The 21,434-nt window shown below is 67.3% G+C and carries 20 protein-coding genes; 8 read left to right on the forward strand and 12 right to left on the reverse strand.

The annotated features are described in order from the left end of the window. Positions 1-96: 96 nt before the first annotated feature. A complete protein-coding gene (locus AC27VE_RS29085; protein WP_006227357.1) occupies positions 97-642 on the reverse strand; it encodes an RNA polymerase sigma factor in 546 nt (181 codons plus the stop codon). A gap of 156 nt (positions 643-798) precedes the next feature. Continuing rightward, the gene (gene gspF, locus AC27VE_RS29090; protein ID WP_006227358.1) at positions 799-2,004 is read right to left on the reverse strand and encodes a type II secretion system inner membrane protein GspF; all 1,206 of its coding nucleotides are present in this window, start codon (positions 2,002-2,004) and stop codon (positions 799-801) included. 177 nt (positions 2,005-2,181) lie between these two features. Between gspF and gspD the strand changes: the two genes are divergently transcribed. Both gspD and gspE read left to right on the forward strand, forming a co-directional pair. After that, positions 2,182-4,560, forward strand: a complete 2,379-nt coding sequence (gene gspD / locus AC27VE_RS29095) for a type II secretion system secretin GspD (RefSeq protein WP_488705700.1) — start codon at positions 2,182-2,184, stop codon at positions 4,558-4,560. Beyond that, positions 4,557-5,984: a type II secretion system ATPase GspE gene (gspE, locus tag AC27VE_RS29100; RefSeq protein WP_280029338.1), complete on the forward strand. Its 1,428-nt coding sequence runs from the start codon at positions 4,557-4,559 to the stop codon at positions 5,982-5,984. Before gspD ends, gspE begins: the two co-directional genes overlap by 4 nt. Before the next feature lie 27 nt (positions 5,985-6,011). Here gspE and gspN read toward each other — a convergent pair whose 3' ends face one another. Genes gspN through gspG form a run of 8 tightly spaced genes read right to left on the reverse strand, consistent with a single transcriptional unit; the run spans position 6,012 to position 11,207 of the window. Next, positions 6,012-6,770, reverse strand: coding sequence for a type II secretion system protein N (gene gspN, locus AC27VE_RS29105; protein WP_488705701.1), 759 nt, complete (start codon positions 6,768-6,770; stop codon positions 6,012-6,014). Continuing rightward, positions 6,770-7,357 carry a type II secretion system protein M gene (locus AC27VE_RS29110; RefSeq protein WP_488705702.1) on the reverse strand — a complete coding sequence of 196 codons (588 nt, stop codon included), beginning with the start codon at positions 7,355-7,357 and terminating at the stop codon, positions 6,770-6,772. The genes gspN and AC27VE_RS29110 overlap by 1 nt, the downstream gene beginning before the upstream one ends. After that, positions 7,354-8,355, reverse strand: a complete 1,002-nt coding sequence (gspL, locus tag AC27VE_RS29115) for a type II secretion system protein GspL (RefSeq protein WP_488705703.1) — start codon at positions 8,353-8,355, stop codon at positions 7,354-7,356. Before gspL ends, AC27VE_RS29110 begins: the two co-directional genes overlap by 4 nt. Further along, positions 8,352-9,305, reverse strand: a complete 954-nt coding sequence (gene gspK / locus AC27VE_RS29120; protein ID WP_088588409.1) for a type II secretion system minor pseudopilin GspK — start codon at positions 9,303-9,305, stop codon at positions 8,352-8,354. Before gspK ends, gspL begins: the two co-directional genes overlap by 4 nt. Next, positions 9,302-9,934, reverse strand: coding sequence for a PulJ/GspJ family protein (locus AC27VE_RS29125; RefSeq protein ID WP_427961585.1), 633 nt, complete (start codon positions 9,932-9,934; stop codon positions 9,302-9,304). The genes gspK and AC27VE_RS29125 overlap by 4 nt, the downstream gene beginning before the upstream one ends. Further along, positions 9,931-10,332 carry a type II secretion system minor pseudopilin GspI gene (gene gspI / locus AC27VE_RS29130; protein WP_006227366.1) on the reverse strand — a complete coding sequence of 134 codons (402 nt, stop codon included), beginning with the start codon at positions 10,330-10,332 and terminating at the stop codon, positions 9,931-9,933. Before gspI ends, AC27VE_RS29125 begins: the two co-directional genes overlap by 4 nt. Further along, positions 10,319-10,807 (reverse strand): type II secretion system minor pseudopilin GspH, encoded by a 489-nt coding sequence (gspH, locus tag AC27VE_RS29135; protein WP_006227367.1) that lies wholly within the window; start codon positions 10,805-10,807, stop codon positions 10,319-10,321. Before gspH ends, gspI begins: the two co-directional genes overlap by 14 nt. Continuing rightward, positions 10,779-11,207 carry a type II secretion system major pseudopilin GspG gene (gene gspG, locus AC27VE_RS29140; protein ID WP_035214085.1) on the reverse strand — a complete coding sequence of 143 codons (429 nt, stop codon included), beginning with the start codon at positions 11,205-11,207 and terminating at the stop codon, positions 10,779-10,781. The genes gspH and gspG overlap by 29 nt, the downstream gene beginning before the upstream one ends. Positions 11,208-11,249: 42 nt before the next feature. Here gspG and AC27VE_RS29145 point away from each other — a divergent pair, with 42 nt between their 5' ends. Next, positions 11,250-11,480, forward strand: a complete 231-nt coding sequence (locus tag AC27VE_RS29145; protein WP_131224914.1) for a hypothetical protein — start codon at positions 11,250-11,252, stop codon at positions 11,478-11,480. 61 nt (positions 11,481-11,541) lie between these two features. Here the strand turns inward: AC27VE_RS29145 and AC27VE_RS29150 are convergent, their stop codons facing one another. Next, positions 11,542-11,985 carry a general secretion pathway protein GspC gene (locus AC27VE_RS29150; RefSeq protein WP_088588406.1) on the reverse strand — a complete coding sequence of 148 codons (444 nt, stop codon included), beginning with the start codon at positions 11,983-11,985 and terminating at the stop codon, positions 11,542-11,544. Positions 11,986-12,181: 196 nt separating this feature from the next. Here AC27VE_RS29150 and AC27VE_RS29155 point away from each other — a divergent pair, with 196 nt between their 5' ends. From AC27VE_RS29155 to AC27VE_RS29170, 4 genes are all read left to right on the forward strand, one after another. Beyond that, a complete protein-coding gene (locus tag AC27VE_RS29155; RefSeq protein ID WP_488705704.1) occupies positions 12,182-14,149 on the forward strand; it encodes a PhoX family protein in 1,968 nt (655 codons plus the stop codon). Positions 14,150-14,410: 261 nt separating this feature from the next. Next, positions 14,411-16,384 (forward strand): LamG-like jellyroll fold domain-containing protein, encoded by a 1,974-nt coding sequence (locus tag AC27VE_RS29160; protein ID WP_488705705.1) that lies wholly within the window; start codon positions 14,411-14,413, stop codon positions 16,382-16,384. 20 nt (positions 16,385-16,404) lie between these two features. Continuing rightward, positions 16,405-16,590, forward strand: coding sequence for a hypothetical protein (locus AC27VE_RS29165; protein WP_006227372.1), 186 nt, complete (start codon positions 16,405-16,407; stop codon positions 16,588-16,590). A 35-nt stretch (positions 16,591-16,625) separates the two neighbouring features. After that, positions 16,626-18,797, forward strand: coding sequence for a phosphocholine-specific phospholipase C (locus AC27VE_RS29170; protein ID WP_006227373.1), 2,172 nt, complete (start codon positions 16,626-16,628; stop codon positions 18,795-18,797). Positions 18,798-18,800: 3 nt separating this feature from the next. Here AC27VE_RS29170 and AC27VE_RS29175 read toward each other — a convergent pair whose 3' ends face one another. After that, a complete protein-coding gene (locus tag AC27VE_RS29175; protein WP_006227374.1) occupies positions 18,801-19,703 on the reverse strand; it encodes a LysR family transcriptional regulator in 903 nt (300 codons plus the stop codon). 101 nt (positions 19,704-19,804) lie between these two features. Here AC27VE_RS29175 and ggt point away from each other — a divergent pair, with 101 nt between their 5' ends. Beyond that, complete coding sequence (ggt, locus tag AC27VE_RS29180; protein ID WP_088588403.1) at positions 19,805-21,433, forward strand: gamma-glutamyltransferase; 1,629 nt, start codon at positions 19,805-19,807, stop codon at positions 21,431-21,433. Position 21,434 lies beyond the last annotated feature (1 nt).

The raw sequence follows: 21,434 nt of genomic DNA on the forward strand, positions 1-21,434 counted from the left end.
CCCCCCCCCCCCCCCCCCGCCCCCCCCCCCCCCCGCGCATGGCGCCGGCGACATAGTCGGCCGCCAGCCGGGCGCGTAATTGCGGATCGCGGTAGTTCATGACAGGCACCTCTTGAGCCGTTCCATGCCGCGGCGCACCCAGCTTTTGATGGTGCCCAGCGGCGTCTGCAGACGGCTGGCGATCTCGCTGTGGCTCAGGTCATCGAAGAATGACAGCGCGATGGCCGCGCGCTGCTGACCCTCGAGTTGCTTCAGGCAGTCGGCCAGGCGCCGGGCATCCTGATCGGTCTGCAGGCGTTCGAACGGGCCCGGCGCGTCGTCCGCCCATGCCAGCGTCAATTCGCCGTCGGCGTCGGGGCGCTCCAGGTCCGGCCTGCGCAGTAGGTCGATACAGCGGTTGCGCACGATGCGCGTCATCCAGGTCATGACTTGGCTCTGCTCGGAAGAATAGCGGGCGGCGTTGCGCCAGATATTGATGAAGCTGTCCTGGAGGACCTCCTCCGCCCAGTCGCTTCGTCGCAATATACGTACGGCAAGCGCAAACAGATGCGGGGACGTCTGGCGATAGAGTTCGGCCAGCGCGGATTCCTGGCCGCGCGCGCAATCCTGTATCAGGGCCTGCAGACGAATCGGGTCGGGCATGGCAAATATCCGGGGTCACATGGCGTGCGGTCGCGGAAGGCGACGGGGTCGAGGCAGCGGCAAAACGAACGGCCAGGCCATTGCGCAATATTACAGAAACGCGCGGCCTTGTCCTGCTGCGCGGCCTCTTCCCCCCGGGGGGGAGGGGAACGCCCGTCAGCGGATAAGCTGATTCATTTCCAGGATCGGCATCATCACCGCCAGCACGATCAGCAGCACGAATCCGCCCATCAGCAGGATCAACGCCGGCTCCAGCAAGGCCGTCATCGCCATTGCGCGCCGTTCCAGGTCGCGCGACAGGTTCTGCGCGCCGCGGTCCAGCAGCTCGGGCAGGCGGCCCGTCTTCTCGCCGCTGGCGATCAGATGCACCAGCAGAGAGGGGAAGACTTTCTGCGCGCCCAGCGACGCGGACAGTGCCGCGCCTTCGCGTACGCGCTCCGACGCTTCGTCCACGGCCTGGCGCAGCACATCGTTGCCAAGCGTGCGGCGGGCGGCTTCCAAGGCGGTCAACAGCGCCACGCCGCTGCCGCACAGGATCGCCAGCGTGGACGCGAAGCGCGCCGCATTGACGCCCAGCACGAAGCGGCCTGCCAGCGGCAGCCGCAGCACGCGCGCGTGCCAGGCCCGCCGCGCCGCCGGCGCCCGCAAGGTATAGCGCCACAACGCAATCAGCAGCACCAGCGCAACGCCCGTCACCATGCCCCATTCGCGGACATAGTCGGACAGGGCCAGCATCACGCGGGTCAGCATCGGCAACTGCTGCTTGGCGTGGTTGAAAGCGGACACCACTTGCGGCACCACGTAGCCCAGCAGGAAGATGACGATGATGACCGATACGCTGGCCACCACCGCCGGGTAGATGAACGCCGTCATCACTTTGCTGCGCAGCGTGTTGCGTTCTTCGATGTAGTCCGCCAGCTTTTCCATCACCTGCGCCAGGTCACCGGATTCTTCGCCCGCGCCGATGAGCGCGCGGTAAATCTCGGGAAAGTCGCGGGGGCGCGCAGCCAAGGCGGTGGACAGGCGATGGCCGGCGCGCACGTCGTCGCGCACGCTGCCCAGGGTGGCGGCGATGTGCTTCTTTTCGGCTTGCTCCAGCGTGGCGGACAGTGCGGCGTCCAACGGCAGGCGCGCGGCCAGCAGGCTGGCCAGCTGGCGCGTCAACCAGGCCAGGTCGGCGTCCGACAAGCGGGTGCGCAAGCTGGCGCCCAACCCCTCCGCCCGTGCCGCCAACGCGGTGGACAACGGCAACAGTCCGCGGCCGCGCAACTGGTTGCGGGCACCCCGCTCGGAGTCGGCATCGATCGTGCCGCGCACGATTTTTCCAAGCGCGTCGGTCGCTTCGTAACGGAAGGAAGGCATGGTTGAGGCAAGGGGGCGCACGCAAATGCGAAACGTGCAAAAGCCCCGAATTTAAAGGGTTTCCAGCCAGTATGTTGCATGTCAAATATGACCGTAGTGTTGCACTGTCACCCCGTATACTCCGACGCGCTTTCACGTTTTTTCACACGATTTCACGTCTCAGGCACCTATCTCGTCATGCGTCATCTCGCGCAGTTCAGCCTTGCGGTCTTGCTTGCAGCAAGCCAAATCGGACCGGCACTCAGCACGGCCCACGCCCAACAGGCAGACAACCGTGTCAGCCTGAATTTCGTCGACACCGATATCCCCGCCGTGTTGCGCGCGCTGTCGCTGTTCACGCAGCGCAACTTCCTGGTCGACCCCCGCGTCAAGGGCAAGCTCACGCTGGTGTCGGACCGGCCCGTCGATAGCGGACAGGCGCTGGCCATGCTGACCGGCGCATTGCGCCTGCAGGGCTTTGCGATCGTTGATGTGGACGGCGTGACACGAGTGGTGCCCGAGGCCGATGCCAAGCTGCAAGGCAGCGCGGTGGTAGGCAATACGCGGCCCGCAGCGCCCGCATCCGGCACGCCGACGGGTGGCGCCGCGCGCGCGCCGGTGCCGGTGTCGACGTTTGCAAAGGGCAGCAGTAGCGGTGAAATGCTGACGCGCGTGTTCCCGCTGAAGTACGAGAACGCCGCGAACCTGGTGCCGGTGCTGCGGCCGATGGTGCCGCCGAACAACCCCATCAATGCCTACCCCGGCAACAACACGCTGGTGGTGACGGACTACGCGGACAACCTGGAACGGATCGCGCAGGTCATCGCGCGCATCGACGTTCCCAGCTCGATTGACACGGACGTGGTGCCGGTGCAGTCCGGCATCGCGACCGACATCGCCATTCTGGCCTCGCAACTGCTGGATACGCAAAGCAGTGATCCGACCCAGCGCATCGCCGTCGTGGCCGACCCGCGCAGCAACAGCGTGCTGGTGCGTTCCGGCAGCCCCGCGCGCACGCGGCTGGCTCGCGACCTGATCATGAAGCTGGATGCGCAGCAGAACCGCGCGGGCAACCTGCACGTGGTGTACATGCGCAACGCGCAAGCCACGCGCATCGCCGAAGTGCTGGGCGGCTTGCTGACCGGCCAGGCGAACGCCGCGCCGGGCGCCAACGGTGGCGCCGCCGGCGCTTCAGGCCCCACAGGCGGTGCGCAAGGCGGCGCGCGCCCGCAGAACACCGCGTCCAACACTGGCGGCCAGATGGGGCAGGGCATGTCGGGCTCGTCCAAGGGCGGCCTGTCGGGTGAGCAGGAACGCATCTCGCGCGAAGACAACAGCACCCAGGCCGTGTCGTATTCGGCAGGCGGCGCCACCATCCAGGCAGACCCGGCGACCAACTCGCTGATCATCTCGGCGCCGGAGCCGCTGTACCGCAGCCTGCGCGAAGTGATTGACCAACTGGACCAGCGTCGCGCACAGGTGCTGGTGGAAAGCCTGATCGTGGAAGTCAGCGAACAGAAGGCCGCGGAATTCGGCATCCAGTGGATGACGGGCGCGGGCAACATCAACAGCGGCGGCACCAGCTTCATCGGCGGCACCAACTTGGGCGGCAGCGGCATTACCGGCACGGGGCCGACGTCGATCGACGCGCTCGGCGGCGGTTTGAGCCTGGGCGTGGTCAAGGGCACGGTGGACGTGCTGGGCAACAAGGTCATCAACCTGGGCGTGCTGGCGCGCGCCATGCAGAACTCGGGCGAAGCCAACATCCTGTCCACGCCGAACCTGCTGACGCTGGACAACCAGTCTGCCAGCATTCTGGTCGGCAAGACCGTGCCCTTCGTGACGGGGCAGTACGTGACCTCGGGCAGCAACGGCAGCTCCAATCCGTTCCAGACGATCGAGCGCGAGGACGTGGGCTTGAAGCTGAACATCCGTCCGCAGATTTCGGAAGGCGGCGCGGTCAAACTGGACATCTACCAGGAAGTCAGCAGCATCGACGAAAGCCGCTCCAACGCCACCACCGGCATCGTGACCAACAAGCGCGCCATCGACACCAGTGTACTGATCGACGACGGCCAGATCATCGTGCTGGGCGGCCTGCTGGAAGACAACGTGACGCTGACCACCAACGCCGTGCCGGGCCTGAGTTCGCTGCCGCTGATCGGGTCGCTGTTCCGCTACGATTCACGCAAGCGCACCAAGACCAACCTGATGGTCTTCCTGCGCCCGTACGTCGTGCGCGACGCGAACCGCAGCGCCAGCGTTACCATGGACCGCTACGACTACATGCGCCGCGCGCAAGCCGCCACGCAGCCCGGCGAACATTGGGTGCTTCCCGACATGCAGGCGCCGATGCTGCCGCCGCCGGGTTCCGCGCCTTCCGTGTCGAACAACGCCTATGACCTGCGGCCGGAACAGCAGGCGGCCACGATGCGCCGTCCGCCGCCCGCCACCGTGGAATCCTTCGCGGTGCGCCAGTATCCGGGCATGGCGCCGCAGCGCGACGCGTCGATGCCGATGCGCGTGTCGCAGTCGGTCACCATGGGCGTCGCGGTGGACCCCGAGTCGCTGCTATGAGCGCGCACCCCTTGCCCTATGCCTGGGCGCGCGCGCAGCGCGCCGTGCTGTCGCTGCGTGCGGGGCAGGTGCAGTTGACGGTCAGCCCGCGCACCCCCGATTGGGCGGTGCGCGAGATCCGGCGCTGCCACGGCGATATCGCGCTGGCGCATGTCGACGACGAGGCGCTGGAGACCTTGCTGACGGCCGCCTACAGCCATTCCGAGGACGCGGCGTCCGTCATGGGCGTGGCCGAAAACGAGATCGATCTGGACCGGCTGCTGCAGGACATGCCCGAAGTGGCGGACCTGCTGGAGGCGCAGGACGACGCGCCTGTGATCCGCATGATCAACGCGCTCTTCGCGCAGGCGGCGCGCGATGGCGCCAGCGATATCCACATCGAGCCCTTCGAGACGCATTCCGTGGTGCGCTACCGCGTGGACGGCACCTTGCGCGATGTGGTGTCGCCGCGCAAGGCCCTGCATGCCGCGCTGATTTCACGCATCAAGATCATGGCGCATCTGGACATCGCCGAAAAGCGCCTGCCGCAGGACGGCCGCATTGCGCTGCGCGTGGGCGGGCGGCCGATCGACGTGCGCGTGTCCACCTTGCCGACAGGGCATGGCGAACGCGCCGTGCTGCGCCTGCTGGACAAGGAGGCAGGGCGCCTGCAGCTGGAACGCCTTGGCATGTGCCCGGAGGTGTTGACGCAGCTGGACCGCCTGATCCGGCAGCCGCACGGCATCGTGCTGGTGACGGGGCCGACCGGCAGCGGCAAGACCACCACGCTTTATGCGGCGCTGAGCCGGCTGGATGCGGCCACCAGCAATATCCTGACGGTCGAAGACCCGATTGAGTACGACCTGTCGGGCATCAGCCAGACCCAGGTCAACGCCAAGATCGACATGAGCTTCGCGCTGGCCCTGCGCGCCATCCTGCGCCAGGACCCGGACGTGATCATGATCGGCGAAATCCGCGACCTTGAAACCGCGCAGATCGCCGTGCAGGCCTCGCTGACGGGCCACCTGGTGCTGGCCACGCTGCACACCAATGACGCCGTGTCCGCCGTGACGCGCTTGACGGACATGGGGGTCGAGCCCTTCCTGTTGGCCTCGTCGTTGCTGGGCGTGCTGGCGCAACGCCTGGTGCGCAAGCTGTGTCCGGAATGCAAGAAGCCCGCCATGCTGGACGGCAGGCAGGTGTTCCACCCGGTGGGATGCCCGACCTGCAATCACACCGGCTATAGCGGACGTTCGGGTATCCACGAGCTGTTCACGGTGGATGACGACGCGCGGCGGCTGATCCATGAAGGCCGCGACGAACGCGAACTGCGCCTGGCCGCCGTGGCGGCAGGGATGCGGACGATGCGGCAGGACGGCCAGCGCTGGGTGGACGGCGGCCAGACGTCGCCGGAAGAGATCGTGCGCGTCACGCGCGACGCCTGACGTCGCGCGCGCGGGCACCGGCAAGGTTCACTTGCCGGTGCCGAACAGCACCGTATCGTTCGAACGCCGGCCAAGGGTCGACATCAATCCGTCCAGCGCGGCGCGCTGGGCGTCGGTGGCCGACGCGGCAAACGTGGCCTGGCCCTCGAAATTCACCCCCCGAGCCGTCACATTGCCCTGGCCGGACACCGCCAGCACGCCGCTTTCCGTACTGAGCGCCAGCGCGGCGCCCGGTTTGCCGGTGCCTTGTACCCGCAGCAGGTAGGTGCCGACAGGCGCGACGGAGGTCAGTGCCGTGCCGGCATTGCGCCAGCGCAGATCGGCGATCGGGCCGGTCGGCAGGGGCCCGCCCAGCCGCAGGGCCTGCCAGCTGATCTCCAGCATGCCTTCGGGCGCCAGCGTGTTCCAGGGCGCGCCCAGCGCGGGCAAGACCGAGGCAGGGACGCGCAGGGACTGCGCCGGCAGCGACAGGCCCGTCCAGCCGATACGGGCGCGCAGCGGCCCTTGCAGCCAGGGGTGAGTGATTTCCAGCGCCATCGCATTCCAGCGCCATTGCCATTGCACCGGCTGCGGCAGCACGCGCTGCGACCCCTTGGGCCCCAATGCGATCCAGGCGCTGCCCTGCCACACGGTGCCACTGGCGTCGGCCAGTGCCACCAGCGATTGCTCCGGCTGCAGCGCCAGCAGCCACCGCGCAGGGAGCACGCTGACTCCGGCGGCCAGCGCACAGGCGCCGCTGGCCAGCAGCAGGGCGGCCGCGCGCTTGTTGATCCGGGGTGGCGGCATCAGCGGGCTCCCGCCTTGTCCGGCAGGGCCAGGGTCACCTGGCCATTCACCAGACCAGGCAGCGGCCGGCCATTGGGGTTGGCGGCGCGGGTCAGGTCGACCTTGTGCGTGGCCAGCCCCCAATCGCGGCCCGCGCCGTCCAGCCAGCGCAGTAGCGCGGACGACGGGGCCTGATTCAGGGCCAGTTGCACGCCCGCGCCGGATTCCGGCTGACCCAATGTCCACATGCCCGCCGGCAGGCCGGCGCGTTCCAGGCTGGCGCCCAGTTCCGCCGAGGTGGGCATGGCCGTGGCTGGGGTGGCGGACCGCTGGCGCAGGGATCGGGCTTGGGCCGTCAGGTCGGCGACGCTGGCGGCCTGGGTGCGCAAGGCCGGCAATTCAGCCTGGAGCTTGCGCATCGCATTCAAGGGCGGTTCGATCAAGGTGACGAAAGCCAGAGCCGAACCCAGCAGCGCGGCCGCACCCGTGACCAGCCGGCGTTCGCGCGGCGCCAGCGCTTCGTAGCGCTGCCGTGCGCGGGCCAGTGCCGGGTCCACAGGCTTGCGGAGGGATTGCCAGGCGTGTTGCAGGCGTTGGTTCAGTGTCATGGTTGCTTGCGCAGGATGCGCCAGGTGTTGTCGGTATCGCCGCGTTCGAGTTTCAGGCCCAAGGCGGCCGCCTGCTGGATCAGCGCCGGCGTTTCCGCAACGCGTTGCGCTTGTTCGCCGGCATCGGCCAGTTGCAGGGTCAGCGCCTGGTCGGCGTACGTCAGGCGCGCGACCTTGTCGGCCGCGAAGGGCAGGGTCTGCGCGGCGGCGCGCGCCAGCGGCAGGAAGTCCGCGGCGCTGGCCGCGCCCCGGTTGGCTTGCAGCGCATCCAGGCCCTGCTGGGCCTGGCGTGCGGGGTCCAGCACCACGGGCAGATCGGGGAACGCGGCCAGCACTTGCTGGCGCATCCTGTTTTTCAGCGCGTCGGCTTCGGCGCCCAATTGCGCGGCATGGATGTTCAGGCCGGCGATCCACACGGCGGCCGCGGCCGCGCTCCAGCGCCAGACCGGGCGCCAGCGGGATACGCGCGCCGGAGCTAATTGCGGCATGGCCAGCGACCAGGACGGCGAGGGCGCGCGCCAGCGCGGATCGGCCGGGTCGCGCAACGGCGCGTCGGATTCGGGCCCCAGAGTCTGCGGCGCAATGAGCGCATGCGCGCGCAAACCCTGCGCATTCAGCAGGCTCCACGCCCGCCGCACGGGTTCGCGCGGCGCCCAGGCCAAGGGCACCTTGCCGTCGGCGCCGCGCGCACCGTAGCCGATCGCAAGCGCGTCCAGGTCGCTCAGCACCAGCGGTTCCAGCGCGCTGTGCACCGCGGCGGCGAAGCGTGGGCGAGCAACGGCAGGGATCTGCACCGTGGTGGCGATGACGTCGGCCGGATGCAGCACGGCCTCGCACGCGGCGTTGGGATAGGCATTGCCCATGGCCTGCAAGGTCAGTTCGCCCTGCTGCGCGCAGCGTCCGCGCCGGTCGAACCAGGCATAGGGCAACGGCGAGCTGGCGCTGAACTCATCCAGGGGCGGCAGCGCGATTCTCAGGGAGTTTTTGGGGCAATTCATGGGATTTCTCGTGTCCATATCGTGTCGGGCGCGGCGGGCGGGGCGCTGCGCACCAGGGCCTGCATGGATACCCGGGCCCGCTCATAGACCACCGTGCCGCTGGCCAGGAACCAGCCGCTGGCAGTCGTGACAGTGGGCGCGGGCCCTTCCACGCCGGTGCCGGCAAGCCGGTTGGCGAAGTCGCCCGCGTTGTTGAACCAGTTGCCGCGATCGCGTTCGCCGGTCATCGCGCGCGCCTGGCTGAGCGACAGGCCCGGCACCAGCGCGGCGATGACCTCGGCGGGCGCGGTGTTGACGTTGACGCTGGTGGCGACCGGCAGCACGGTCATCGTGCGGCGCAGCGCATTGCGCACGGGCGGTTCCAGCCCGAGCTGGGCGGCGATCTCGTCCACGCCACGCGGCAGCGGCGCGCGCGCGTCGGGTGCGGGGACGGGCTGGCCGTTCGACGAGGCGGGGGAATCGGCTGCCAGCGCCGGCGGTTGCGCGGCAGCCACGATGTCGATGAGGTGTCCGGCCAGGGTGTCGGGCAACTGCTGCACGTTCAGCAGCCGGCGCAGCACCTTTTCCTGTTCGGGTTGCGGCACGCCGTTGCGCGCAAGATTGCTCAGGTTGTATTTGCCTTGCTCGTCCTGCACGCGGCCCGAGAACACGGCCACGCGGTCGTCGCCCGGCCGTTCGATTCGGGTGTCCAGCACGGGCGTCGCCCAGATCTGGTCGCCGCGTGTGGTGGACTCGCGCTTGCCGTGATCGCGGATGACCAGGCGCGCCCAGTCGATGCCGCCGGCCAGCATCACGCGGGCCTGTACGCGGGCCAGCTCGTTTTCCACGCGGCGGGTGCTGGCGGTCTGGCGCTGGAAGAGGCTGGTGGTCAGTGCCGCCACGATCGCGACGATGATCAACGCGCTGATGACTGCCGCGCCGCGTTCGCGGGCCGGGGGAAGCACCGTCATGGCAGCTCCAGGATACGGGTGTAACGCTGCGGCGCGTTGGCCGCGCCGCGTTCCAGCATGATCTCGATGCCGGTGGGCGCGGTGGCGAAGCTGGCATTGGCGTCGACCCAGCCCGTGCCCGGGATCCAGGCGCGCACGCTCATTACCCGCACGCCGGGCAGGAGCCGCACGCCGTCGGTCGCGGCCGGCAGTGGGCTGCGCGGCGCCGACGGGCCGCTGGCGCGCCACAGGCCGTCTGCCCGCACTTGCCATTGCACGCGCTGCCACAGGCCGTTGCCGTCGGGGTCGGGGCGCAGCAGCTCCAGGGTGTTGCCGCCGCTCGCCCGGCGCAACAGGCGCAGGCCGCTCGTCAATACCAGCGCGTCCTTGCCGGCGGCATCAAAGCCCGGTCCGGTGTAGGACAACTCGACGTCGCGCCCCATCTGCCCCAGGGTGCGCACGATGGCGTCCGTGTCCTCGGCCTCCTGCTCGATCCAGTCCCGCGCGCTGGACACGCTGGCCAGGCCGCGCCACGCCATCAGGCTGACCAGCGCCATCAGCGCCAGGGCCACCAGCACTTCGATCAGCGTAAAGCCGGCCTGGGCGGCGCGGGCGCGGGCGGGAGGGGTAGCGGCGCGGCGCATGGTCATCGCAGGCTGGACAACAGCCCGTCCAGTTGCAGCAGCACCGCGTCCGGACGCGCGGAGCGCGTGTCATGGACATTGACGGAAACCTGCCGGAAGCTGCGGTTCATGGAATTGGTGAAGACCAGTTCGCATTGCAGCGCGCGGCCGCCCTGCGGGCAGGGCACGGTTTGCGAACCGGCACGCGGCAGCACCTGATCCAGCCGAAGCTGGGTCAAGGCGTTCTGCGCGGCCAGCAGCGCCAGCGTCTTGTCCTGCAAGGCGCGGTTGTTGGCCGACATGACGCCGGTCGCGCGCAGGGCGGCGGCCATCGCCACGGCGATGATGGCCAGCGCCACCAGCACTTCGATCAGGGTGAAGCCGCGCTGGCGGTCGGCGGGGCGGGGCAGTTCAGCGGATGTCATAACGGCCGGAGGCGTCGCGTTGCAGGGTGATGCTGGCATCCCCCGCGTGAAGCGTAAGCGTCATTGGGGCGGCGACCCATTCGGTATTGAAGACAAGCGGTCGGTCGGGATCCAGCCGCAGCTGGACCACCCCGGCCGCCCAGGTTTGCGGGCGCAGCATGTCGTCGTGTTCCAGGTGGTCGACGGGCACGGGCGTGTCTTCTTCCGCGCTGGGGCCCGGCAGGCGCCCCTGGCGCTCGAATGACCAGCCTTGGCCGTTGGCCAGCCAGCGGATGGGGCGGCCGTCGCTGCGGGCTTCGCTTTGCGCCACCGTGAAGGCGTCCGCCAGGCGTTGGGCGTCGCTGCGCAGGCCGTTGTCGCGCTTGCCGATGGACAGGCTGACCATGCTGGCCGCGATGGCCACGATCACCAGCACCACCAGCACCTCAACCAGCGTGAAGCCGCGTTCAGAGCTCCCAGGAACCGATGTCGGCATCGCCGTTTTCTCCCCCGGGCTTGTTGTCGGCGCCGAACGAGAAGACATCGATGTCGCCCTTGACGCCGGGGCTCAGGTATTGATACGGGTGACCCCAGGGGTCATTGGGCAACTTGTCCAGATAGCCGCGCCAGTTGTTGGCGCCGTCGGGCTTTTCGGCCAGCGCGCGCAGGCCTTGCGCCGTGGTGGGGTAGCGGCCGTTGTCCAGCCGGTACAGCTTCAACGCCTGCATGATGCCCGCGATGTCCTGGCGCGCGGCGACTTGCCGGGCCTGGTCGGGGCGGTCCAGCACGCGTGGCACGATCAGGGCCGCCAGGATCCCCATGATCACAATCACCACCATGATCTCGATCAGGGTGAAACCTTGCTGGCGGGCTAGCCCACGCGGTAACTGACGCACTTTGCAACTCCGGTCTTTTGCTAGAAGCACGGGATTGTGGACATGAAATATGACAGTAATGCGTTGCCGCGCCGCCCGCCTGCTACCATGGCCCTTCTACAAGGAGCGGTAATGGCTACAAAAGAGAAGTCTTCGACTGGATTGGCGGCGTTAGTGGAAAAGGCGCTTCAACAGAAGAAGCAGGCTGCCGCCACACAGAAACCGGCAGGGTCTTCCCTGTCGAACCTGGCAGGCCGCAAGCAAATGGGCCGCCCCGCGGGCCGCAAGCGCTGATCGGCGGGCGCTTGAAAGGAAGCGCCGCCTGACCCGCAAGCATTCGACCAATTCCCCACGTTCAATTCACCTGTGCGATCCCCGCTGGCGCCGCCAGCGCGGCGGGCGTTGCCAGGCGGTTCAATCTCCCCCCTTGCTCCACCGTCACGGCGTCCACGGCGATATCGCGCAACACGATGCCTGGAGCCACTTCGCCGCCCGCGCGGTAAGCCAGGGGCGGCCCCCCGTCCACGCTTAGCACCACCGCGCCATCCGGACCGGCCGCGATCAGGCCCAGCACGCTGATCTGCGTGCGCATCACCTCATCTTTTCCGAACCACAGCGCCACCGGCGTGTTGTCGGCTGCGCGCGGCGCGGCGGCGGATACGGCGGGAGGCAGCGGGCCCGGGCGCGGCGCAAGCAGCACGGCGGCCCATACCCCCACGCCCGCGGCCAGCGCCAGCACGGCAAGGACGCGCAGCGCGGCAGGCGCGGAGGGCAGGGAGGGGCGCAAGGAAAGAGGCATGAGGACGACAAAGGATTCGAAAAGCGACGCGCCCGACTATAGCGGTCGTTCATGACAATGCCGATATCAAAAAACCGCCTTCGATTCAGCTTCTGTACAGCTTTCTGTCATTGCGCTTACACGGCGCCTATCTAGCATGCCGGCAACGCTCAACCCTTCGGGGCGAGCATTCATCCGATCCAACTGGGACACCCGCATGCAAGATACGAATCAAGCCAATCGCCGCCGACTCCTGAAGATGCTGGGAGGCGCGCCGATGCTGCCGATCGGCGGCGTCAGCATGGCTGCGCTGCTGGCCGGCTGTAATTCGAGCGACGACGATGACGACAGCGATGGCTCGACGAATCCGAATCCCAACCCGCCCGTCACGCCGGTGACGTTCACGTCCGCCGCATTCACGTCGATGCCCGCGCCCACGCTGGCCACGCCGCAACTGATGGCGCGCACGACCGTCAGCTCGGCGCTGGCGCTGACTTTCAGCGACGGTTCCAAGCGCACCGTCGAACTGGGCTACGAGCCGTTCTTCATGACGGGCGACGCGGTGCCGGACGGCAAGGGCGGCACGATGGTGGCCGGCGGCTACTTCAACCTGGCCGGCGCGCCCATCATGGACAACTCGGTGCCTGCGAAGGCGCGCCAGTTCTTCTCGAACTGTCCGGACGGCACGTCGCTGCTGGCGCTGTCGGAGCCGACGAAGGTTGCCGGCGTCGCTGGCAACGCGGTCTACGCCGTGGTGCAGTTCGAATACCAGTCGATGGATCAGGCCGGCAACGACATGTATGGCCTGCTGCCGTCGCCGATCGCCGTGCTGACCCTGTCGCAAGACCCGAACACCGGCAAACTCAGCCTGGTGAAGTACAGCAACGTCGACACGTCGTCGGTGCATGGCCTGTGGATCACCTGTGGCGCCAGCCTGTCGCCCTGGGGCACCCACCTGTCCAGCGAAGAGTACGAGCCGGACGCGACAGTCGCCCGCATGCAGGCGGCCTTCCAGACCTACAGCCAGAATGTCTACGGCGACCCCGCCAAGGCGAATCCCTACCACTACGGCCACATGCCGGAAGTGACCGTGCATCCGGACGGCACGGGCACGGTCAAGAAGCACTACTGCATGGGCCGCATCTCGCACGAACTGGTGCAGATGATGCCCGACCAGCGCACCGCGCTGATGGGCGACGACGCCACCAACGGCGGCCTGTTCATGTTCGTGGCCGACCGCAAGGCGGACCTGTCGGCGGGCACGCTGTACGTGGCGCAATGGACGCAGACTTCCGGCAAGGGCCCGGGCGCCGGCACGCTCAAGTGGATCAAGCTGGGCCACGCCACCAGCGCCGAAGTCAAGGAGCTGGCCGACCAGCTGGTGGCCGCCGACATCATGGACGTGCGCACCGTTGACCCGACCGACGCGTCGTTCATCAAGATCCGCTACAGCGGCAAGGACAACTGGGTCAAGCTGCAGCCGGGTCGCCGCCAGGCCGCCGCTTTCCTGGAAACGCATCGCTACGCGGCGATGGTGGGGGGCACGCTGGCCTTCACCAAGATGGAAGGCACGACCGTCAATGCCCGCGACAAGATCGCCTACAGCGCCATGTCGCGCGTGGAATCGTCGATGATCGATGGCAAAGTCCCGGGCCTGAAGGTCGAAGGCAATTCGGCCGGTGCCGTGTACCAGCTGCACATGAAGGCGGGCCAGGTGGATACCGACGGCAGCACGATCGACAGCGAATGGGTGCCGGTGGACATGGGCGCCGTGACGGAGCTGATCGGCAAGCCGCTGGCCACAGCGGACGCGCTGGGCAACACGCATGACGCCGATTTCATCTCGAACCCCGACAACCTGAAGTTCTCCGAAAAGCTGCGCACGCTGTTCGTGGGCGAAGACAGCGGCGGCCACGTCAACAACTTCATGTGGGCCTACAACGTCGACACCAAGGCATTGTCGCGCTTGCTGTCGTGCCCGGTGGCGGCGGAATCCACGGGCCTGCAGGCCGTGGACGAGATCAACGGCTGGACCTACATCACCAGCAACTTCCAGCACGCGGCGGACTGGGGCGCCATCCACGCAGTGGTACGTCCGACGCTGGAACCGCTGGTCAAGGCCAACTACAAGGACGGCTTTGGCGCGGCGGTCGGTTATCTGACCGGCGTGAAGATCGGCGCGTAAGCCGCGCGCGTCTGCGCATGCGGGACGGGGCGGCGCAGGCGCCGCTTCCGCTGCAGTTCCAAAGGACCGGTACGCCGGTCCTTTTTCATGGGCGTCGCAACCGTTTTTTTCGCAAAAGAATCCTGATCCGTCGATCAAGCTTTCTGCCCTTTGTTTCATGGCGCCTTCACGTGGAACCGCCACTATGTGCGCAGCGTAAAACCCTGTTCATGAAACGAGAAGATAAGCATGCAAGCATTGAATTGGAGAAGATGGTGCGCCATGTTGCTGGCTACCAGCGCATTGGCGGGCTGTGGGGGCAGCGACGATGACGACGACACTGTGGCGCCTCCCACGACGCCGCCAGTGACCGAGCCGGGCAAGCCGGCCGTCGAGAAGGTGCTGTTCATCGGCGTCGATGGCTTGACGTATGACGCCATGCGTAGCGGCGTTGCGGACAAGACCTTGTCCAACATCGGGCAGTTGACGGTCACGCGCGCCTGGACGGGCGGCGTGACGGGCGGTGTGACCCAGCAGCCGACGCTGGCCGCACCGGGCTGGGCCACCTTGCTGACCGGCCAATGGGCCGACGTGCACGGCGTGCGGTCCGACGCGGCGGGTCAAGCGATGAAAGCGCCCAGCCTGTTCCAGCGCGTCAAGGCGGCGCGCCCCGATGCCCGCCTGGCGGGCGCCTTCAATTCGACATTGCTGGCCGGCCTGGTCGGCAGCGATCGCGACGCAGGCTACGTGCAAGCGGTGACCGACTGCGCGGGCGTTGACGACTGCGTCGCCACGCAGGCGCGTGACCGCATCACGGAAGGCTACGACGTGGTCGTGGCCCAGTTCGGCGCCGCCGAGCGCGCCGCGTCCGACAGTGGCTTCGGCGCCAATTACCAGGCCGTGATCCGCCAGACGGACGCCGCCGTGGGCGTCCTGGCCAAGCAGATCGCCGACCGCCGTGCGGCGAACCCCAACGAGAACTGGCTGATCGTCGTGGCGACGAGCCACGGCCTGGGCAAGACCGGCACGGTCGACGGCCTGCCGCTGTCGTCCAACAAGACCATCATGCTGGCGACGAACCAGCCGGCGATGCTGGGCGGCACGGCCGACGATGCGTCGTTTGATGGCGTCTGGGACAGCAACTGGTACGCGCTGCCCAGCGCTGCAGACGTTGCGCCGACGATGCTGGCGCATCTGGGCGCGCTGCCGGCCGACGGCCAGTACGACATGGCGGGCACGCCGTTGTCCGAGCCGCTGGCGCTGCGCCGGCTGGCGACCCGTACGTCGATGGACAACAAGACCGTGACGCTGTCCTGGGTGCGCGTTGGCGAACCCGACGGCGAGATCGTCGTCAGCCGCGACGGCGCCGAAGTGGCGCGCCTGCCCGGCACGGCCACGGAATACGCGGATACGGGCTTCACGTTTGATACCGAAGGCGTGCACACGTTGAACTACAGCGTGTCCGCAGGGCGCGCCGTCAGCGCCACGCGCGCCACGGTGGTCTATGCCAAGCCGGTTGTGCTGTTGCCGTCGCTGCGCACGGGTCTGACGATGCTGTTCCCGTTTGAAGGCAACGTGACCGACATCGCGGCGGGCGGCGGCGTGATCACGCCGTACGACGGCGTGCAAGCCCCGGCCTTCGCCGACGCGGGCGTGTTCGGCAAGATGTTCAAGAACGAGCGCGGTTCGGCCGCCCTGGGCGCCTTCAAGCTGGACTACCCGGCGGGCCTGCTCGACAGCCTGCAGGTCTTCACGATCGGCTTCTGGTTCCAGTCCGACGGCACGGCCAACGACCGCTCGATCCTGGGCAACAAGGACTACAACTCCGGCGGCAACCCCGGCATCACCATCGGCCAGTGGTCCGGTCCCGAACTGCGTTTCAACTTGGCGGGCGGTGGTGCGCGCGTCGACATCAACGGCGTGAAGTTCACGGCCAACAAGCCGGTCTACATCGCCATGACCGTCGACAAGACCGCCAAGACCATGACGGCCTCCGTCTACGACAGCGAACTGGGATTCACGCGCCGCTCGACCGCCACGGGTTCGGTGAACCTGGCGCAGGTGGCCGGCGTCTTCGGCCCGCACATCGGCTTGAACGAAGACGGCCGCGGCACCTACGGCATCTGCTGCGCCGGCACGAAGGGCCCGTACACGATGAATTTCGACGATCTGGCCTTCTGGTCGCGTGCCTTGACCGAGGCCGAAGTGAAGTCGCTCGCCATGTCCGGCAAGTCCGTTTCCGAACTGTTTCCCTGATGTTCCTAGGATAGAAAACCATGAGCAACTCCTTGATCTTGCGCGGTTTGCTGCGCGTCGGCGCGGTGCTGATGCTGACCGCCACCCTGGCCGCCTGCGGCGGCGATGACGGCGACGACAGCAAGCCCGACAACGGCGGCGGAACCGAAACCCCGACGCCCGTGCCGCCCACGCCGGCCAAGCCCGAACTGCGTTGCGCGCCTTGAGCCGCGCTCCCTACCGAGTCATAGGAAACGAAACTGTGAAGTCCGAAAAAGACCCGATCCACGCCGGCAAGCGCCGCTTCCTGCGCAACGCCGCGGCGTCCACCGCCGGCCTGACCGCGCTGTCGATGTTCCCGCCCGCCATCCGCCGCGCGCTGGCCATTCCGGCCAACAACCGCACCGGCACGATCAACGACGTCGAGCACGTGGTCATCCTGATGCAGGAAAACCGCTCGTTCGACATGTACTTCGGCACGTTCAAGGGCGTGCGCGGCTTTGGCGACCGCATCACGATCCCGCTGGCGCAGAACCGTTCGGTCTGGGAACAGACCAATGGCACGCGCGTGGTCATGCCGTATCACCTGGACAGCACGCAGGGCAACGCCCAGCGCGTGTCGGGCACGCCGCATGACTACGTGGACGCGCAGATGGCCTGGGACGGCGGCCGCATGAACCAGTGGCCGCGCTACAAGCAGAACCAGTCGATGGGTTACTACCGCCAGAAAGAGGTGGACTTCCAGTTCGCGCTGGCTGAAGCGTTCACCCTGTGCGACGCCTACCACTGTTCCACGCACGGCGGCACCAACACGAACCGCCTGTTCCACTGGACCGGCACCAACGATCCGCTGGCGCAGGGCAATGGCCCGTCGACCCGCAACCAGTGGGACAGCCTGGGCGCGTCCACCACCGGCTGGACCTGGACGACCTATCCGGAACGGCTCCAGAAGGCCGGCGTCAGCTGGACGGTCTACCAGAACCTGCCCGAGAACTTCGGCGACAACCCCTTGGCCGGCTTCCAGCAATATCGCCGCGCCAACGAGCAAGCCGGCAATTCCGCCAACGGCGCGCCGTACCCGGCCTGGACCCCCAGCATGGATGCGTCCAATCCGCTGTACAAGGGCACGGCCAACACCATGCCTGACGGCGGCTTCCTGCAAGCCCTGCGCGACGACGTCAACAACGGCAGGCTGCCGCAGGTGTCGTGGATCGTGGCGCCCGCCACGTATTCCGAACACCCCGGCCCGTCCAGCCCCGTCCAGGGCGCCTGGTACATCCAGGAAACGCTGGATGCGCTGACGTCGAACCCGGACGTGTGGAGCAAGACCGTCCTGCTGATCAACTTCGACGAGAACGACGGGTACTTCGACCACGTGCCGCCACCCGCCGCCCCGTCGCTGAACCCGGACGGTTCGATGGCCGGCGCGTCCACCGTCAACACCGACCTGGAACGCCACACGCACGCATCGGCCCAGGACGCGGCCGACAACCGCGTCTACGGCCCCGGTCCGCGCGTGCCGATGTACGTGGTGTCGCCGTGGAGCCGCGGCGGCTGGGTCAATTCCCAGGCGTTCGACCACACGTCCGTGCTGCGTTTCCTGGAAGCCCGCTTCGGCGTGAAGGAAGAGAACATCAGCCCGTGGCGCCGCGCCGTGCTGGGCGACATGACCTCTGCGTTCAACTTCGCCACGCCCAACGACGAAAAGCTGCCCAACCTGAATCTGCAGACGCGCGCCGAATCGGACCAGAAACGCACCGAGCAGGAAGCCCTGACCGCCGTACCGCTGCCGGACCCCAGCACCCAGGCCAAGCCGGTGCAGGAAGCGGGCCACCGCTATTCGCGCGCCTTGCCGTACGAATTGCACACCAGCGGCCGCAGCCAGCCCAGCACGGGCAACATGTGGCTGGTGTTCTCCAACACGGGCAAGCAGGCGGCGGTGTTCCACGTCTATGACCGCCTGCACCTGGACCGCCTGCCGCGCCGCTATACGGTCGAAGCCGGCAAGCAGCTGGAAGGCAGCTGGGATACGGCGGTCGACGGCGGCAAGTACGACCTGTGGGTGCTGGGCCCCAACGGCTATCACCGCCAGTTCGCGGGCGACCTGGCCCTGGCCCGCACGGCGCAGCTAGATCCGGAAATCCGCGTCTGCTACGACATCGCCAACGGCGACGTCTATGTCAGCTTCATCAACAGCGGCAAAGACGCCTGCACCTTCGAAGTCACGCCCAACGCCTACTACAGCAACAACGAGCGTTGGACGCTGACCGTGCCCGCCGGCAGCAAGGTCGAGCAGCACTGGGCCCTGGAAGGCAGCGGCCACTGGTACGACTTCACGGCCCGCCTGGCCGAAGATCCGTCGTACCTGCGCCGCTTCGCGGGCCGCGTCGAAACCGGCAAGTCGTCGGTGACCGACCCGGCGATGGCGACCTAAGGGTCAGGCAGCGGTCTGCGGTTCGCGCGCCCGGAAGGCCGTGGCGCACGCATCGCAGATCGCCGCCGTGATGCCCTGGCGCGCATGCTCGCGCCGTTCGAGCATGCCAATGGCCCGCGAAAGCGGGCCTAAGTCCTGGGGCAGCGTCAAGATCCGCAGTTCCGGGCTGTGCTGCCAGTTTGACCCGTTGATCAGCGGCAGCAGGGTCACGCCCACTTCCTGGCGCACCAGTTCCACCAGCGTCTCGATGGCGTTGAGTTCCAGGAATTCATTGAGCGGCACCGCCAGGCGCCGCAGCAGGCGGTCGATCTGCAGCCCTGTGCGCTGGGTGCGGTCAAAGCGCAGGAAGGGGTTGTTCGCCAATACCTGACGGGCGTCCTTGCCCGCGGCGGACGCCGGGGCGATCACCACCAGTTGCTCTTCATATAGCGGCGTCCAGCGCGTGCTGGCCATCTTGCGGCCGGCTTCCACCAGGAAGGCTGCGTCCAATTCGCCGTCTTCGACCTTGCCGGCCAACTCGCTGGCCTTGCCCGACAGGATGCGCACGTCCAGCTTCGGGTGGGCCTTCTTCAGGCCCGACACCACCTTGGACAGGGTCCCCATGCAGGACACGATGCTGCCGACCGACACCGCGCCAGCCAGTTCGCCAGGCACGGTGCGCGGCAAGCGCATTCGGTCGTATAAATCCAGTAAATGCTTGATTTCAGGTAGCAATTCCCGGCCGGCTGCGTTAAGAATGGCAAGACGCCCGCTGCGGTCGAACAGTTCGCGGCCCAGCTCCGCCTCCAGTGAACGCATCTGGAAGCTGACGGCGGCCTGGGTCAGCGCCACTTGCTCGGCGGCTTCGGAAAAGGAACCGTGATGGGCGACGGCCAGGAAAGTGCGTAAAAACCGGATCGTACTCATAAAATTTTCTTTTATGACGGAACAAAAAATCAAATTGATTTAATTAGATCACGAGAGTACCTTCGCCTGCTTAACCGTTCAGACCGTTTAGAGACAAGCCGATGAAAACCTTTGACTGGGTCAACCCGTATCCTTCCGTACGCATCCCGCTGTTTGCGCGCAACGTGGTGTCCACGTCGCATCCGCTGGCAGCCCAAGCCGGGTTGCGCATGCTGCTCAAGGGCGGCAACGCCGTGGACGCCGCCATTGCGGCCGCCGCCACGATCGTCCTGGTCGAACCGGTTTCCTGCGGCCTGGGCGGCGACTGCTTCGCCATCGTCTGGGATGGCAAGGAACTGCATGGCTTGAACTCGTCGGGCGTGGCGCCCGCCGCCTGGAACACCGAATACTTCAAGGCCAAGTACGGCACGGGGCCGGACGGCCTGGCCATCCAGCCCAAACGCGGCTGGGACGCGGTGACGGTGCCGGGCGTGGTGGCCGGCTGGGCCGCGCTGCACGAAAAGCTGGGCAAGCTGCCGTTCGAACAACTGTTCGAACCCGCCATTGAAATCGCCGAGCGCGGCTATGCCGTGCCGCCGGTGGTGGCGCACAAGTGGGGTGCCGCCGCTGAAGAACTGAAGTCGCAGCCGGGTTACGCCCAGGCGTTCATGCCGGAAGGCCGCGCGCCCAAGGTCGGCGAACACTTCCGTTTCCCGGACGCCGCCAATACGTTGCGCCGCATCGCCGAATCCAAGGGCCGCGACTTCTATGAAGGCGAACTGGCCGAACGCATCGCCGCCTTCAGCAAGGAATGCGGTGGCGCGATGACGCTGGAAGACCTGCGCAACTACCGTCCGGACTGGGTCAAGCCGATTTCCAAGTCGTACCGCGGCTACGAGCTGCACGAGATCCCGCCGAACGGGCAGGGCATCGCCGCGCTGATCGCGCTAGGCATCGTCGAACGCTTCGATATGTCGGACATCCCCGTGGATTCCGTACAGTCGCAGCACATCCAGATCGAAGCCATGAAGCTGGCCTTCGCCGACCTGTACAAGTATGTGGCCGACCCCCGCGCCATGCAGGTCACGCCCGAGCAGATGCTGTCGGACGCTTATCTGGACAGCCGCGCCAAGCTGATCCGTCTGGACCAGGCCACCCATTTCGAAGCCGGCCGCCCGCACGCCGGCGGCACCATCTATCTGACCGCGGCTGACGAAAACGGCATGATGATCTCGTTCATCCAGTCCAATTACATGGGCTTCGGGTCGGGCGTGGTCGTGCCGGGCACCGGCATCAGCATGCAGAACCGCGGCGTCGGTTTCTCGATGGACCCCAAGTCTGCCAACGTGGTCGAAGGCGGCAAGCGTCCGTTCCACACCATCATCCCGGGTTTCCTGACGCGCGGCGGCAAGCCGGTCATGAGCTTCGGCGTGATGGGCGGCGACATGCAGCCGCAGGGCCACATGCAGACGGTCGTCCGCATGATCGACTACCACCAGAACCCGCAGGCCGCGTGCTGCGCGCCGCGCTGGAAGGTCAACCGCGACTTCACGCTGGACATCGAGACCAACATGAAGGCTTCCACCATTGCGGGCCTGAAAGACCTCGGGCATGCTTTGAAGTCCGTTGACGATCCCTACATGGACTTCGGCGCCGGCCAGTTCATCTGGCGCATGTCCGAGACCGACAACGAACTGGGTTATGTCGCCGCCAGCGACAGCCGCCGCGACGGCCAGGCGGTCGGCTTCTAAA

The organism is Achromobacter sp. 18P8.1.1 (assembly GCF_057799415.1).

Coding starts and splice junctions, on each gene's coding strand:
- AC27VE_RS29085 (WP_006227357.1), bottom strand. CDS start 642: ATGCCCGACCCGATTCGTCTGCAGGCCCTGATACAGGATTGCGCGCGC.
- gspF (WP_006227358.1), bottom strand. CDS start 2,004: ATGCCTTCCTTCCGTTACGAAGCGACCGACGCGCTTGGAAAAATCGTG.
- gspD (WP_488705700.1), top strand. CDS start 2,182: ATGCGTCATCTCGCGCAGTTCAGCCTTGCGGTCTTGCTTGCAGCAAGC.
- gspE (WP_280029338.1), top strand. CDS start 4,557: ATGAGCGCGCACCCCTTGCCCTATGCCTGGGCGCGCGCGCAGCGCGCC.
- gspN (WP_488705701.1), bottom strand. CDS start 6,770: ATGCCGCCACCCCGGATCAACAAGCGCGCGGCCGCCCTGCTGCTGGCC.
- AC27VE_RS29110 (WP_488705702.1), bottom strand. CDS start 7,357: ATGACACTGAACCAACGCCTGCAACACGCCTGGCAATCCCTCCGCAAG.
- gspL (WP_488705703.1), bottom strand. CDS start 8,355: ATGAATTGCCCCAAAAACTCCCTGAGAATCGCGCTGCCGCCCCTGGAT.
- gspK (WP_088588409.1), bottom strand. CDS start 9,305: ATGACGGTGCTTCCCCCGGCCCGCGAACGCGGCGCGGCAGTCATCAGC.
- AC27VE_RS29125 (WP_427961585.1), bottom strand. CDS start 9,934: ATGACCATGCGCCGCGCCGCTACCCCTCCCGCCCGCGCCCGCGCCGCC.
- gspI (WP_006227366.1), bottom strand. CDS start 10,332: ATGACATCCGCTGAACTGCCCCGCCCCGCCGACCGCCAGCGCGGCTTC.
- gspH (WP_006227367.1), bottom strand. CDS start 10,807: ATGCCGACATCGGTTCCTGGGAGCTCTGAACGCGGCTTCACGCTGGTT.
- AC27VE_RS29145 (WP_131224914.1), top strand. CDS start 11,250: ATGAAATATGACAGTAATGCGTTGCCGCGCCGCCCGCCTGCTACCATG.
- AC27VE_RS29150 (WP_088588406.1), bottom strand. CDS start 11,985: ATGCCTCTTTCCTTGCGCCCCTCCCTGCCCTCCGCGCCTGCCGCGCTG.
- AC27VE_RS29155 (WP_488705704.1), top strand. CDS start 12,182: ATGCAAGATACGAATCAAGCCAATCGCCGCCGACTCCTGAAGATGCTG.
- AC27VE_RS29160 (WP_488705705.1), top strand. CDS start 14,411: ATGTTGCTGGCTACCAGCGCATTGGCGGGCTGTGGGGGCAGCGACGAT.
- AC27VE_RS29165 (WP_006227372.1), top strand. CDS start 16,405: ATGAGCAACTCCTTGATCTTGCGCGGTTTGCTGCGCGTCGGCGCGGTG.
- AC27VE_RS29175 (WP_006227374.1), bottom strand. CDS start 19,703: ATGAGTACGATCCGGTTTTTACGCACTTTCCTGGCCGTCGCCCATCAC.
- ggt (WP_088588403.1), top strand. CDS start 19,805: ATGAAAACCTTTGACTGGGTCAACCCGTATCCTTCCGTACGCATCCCG.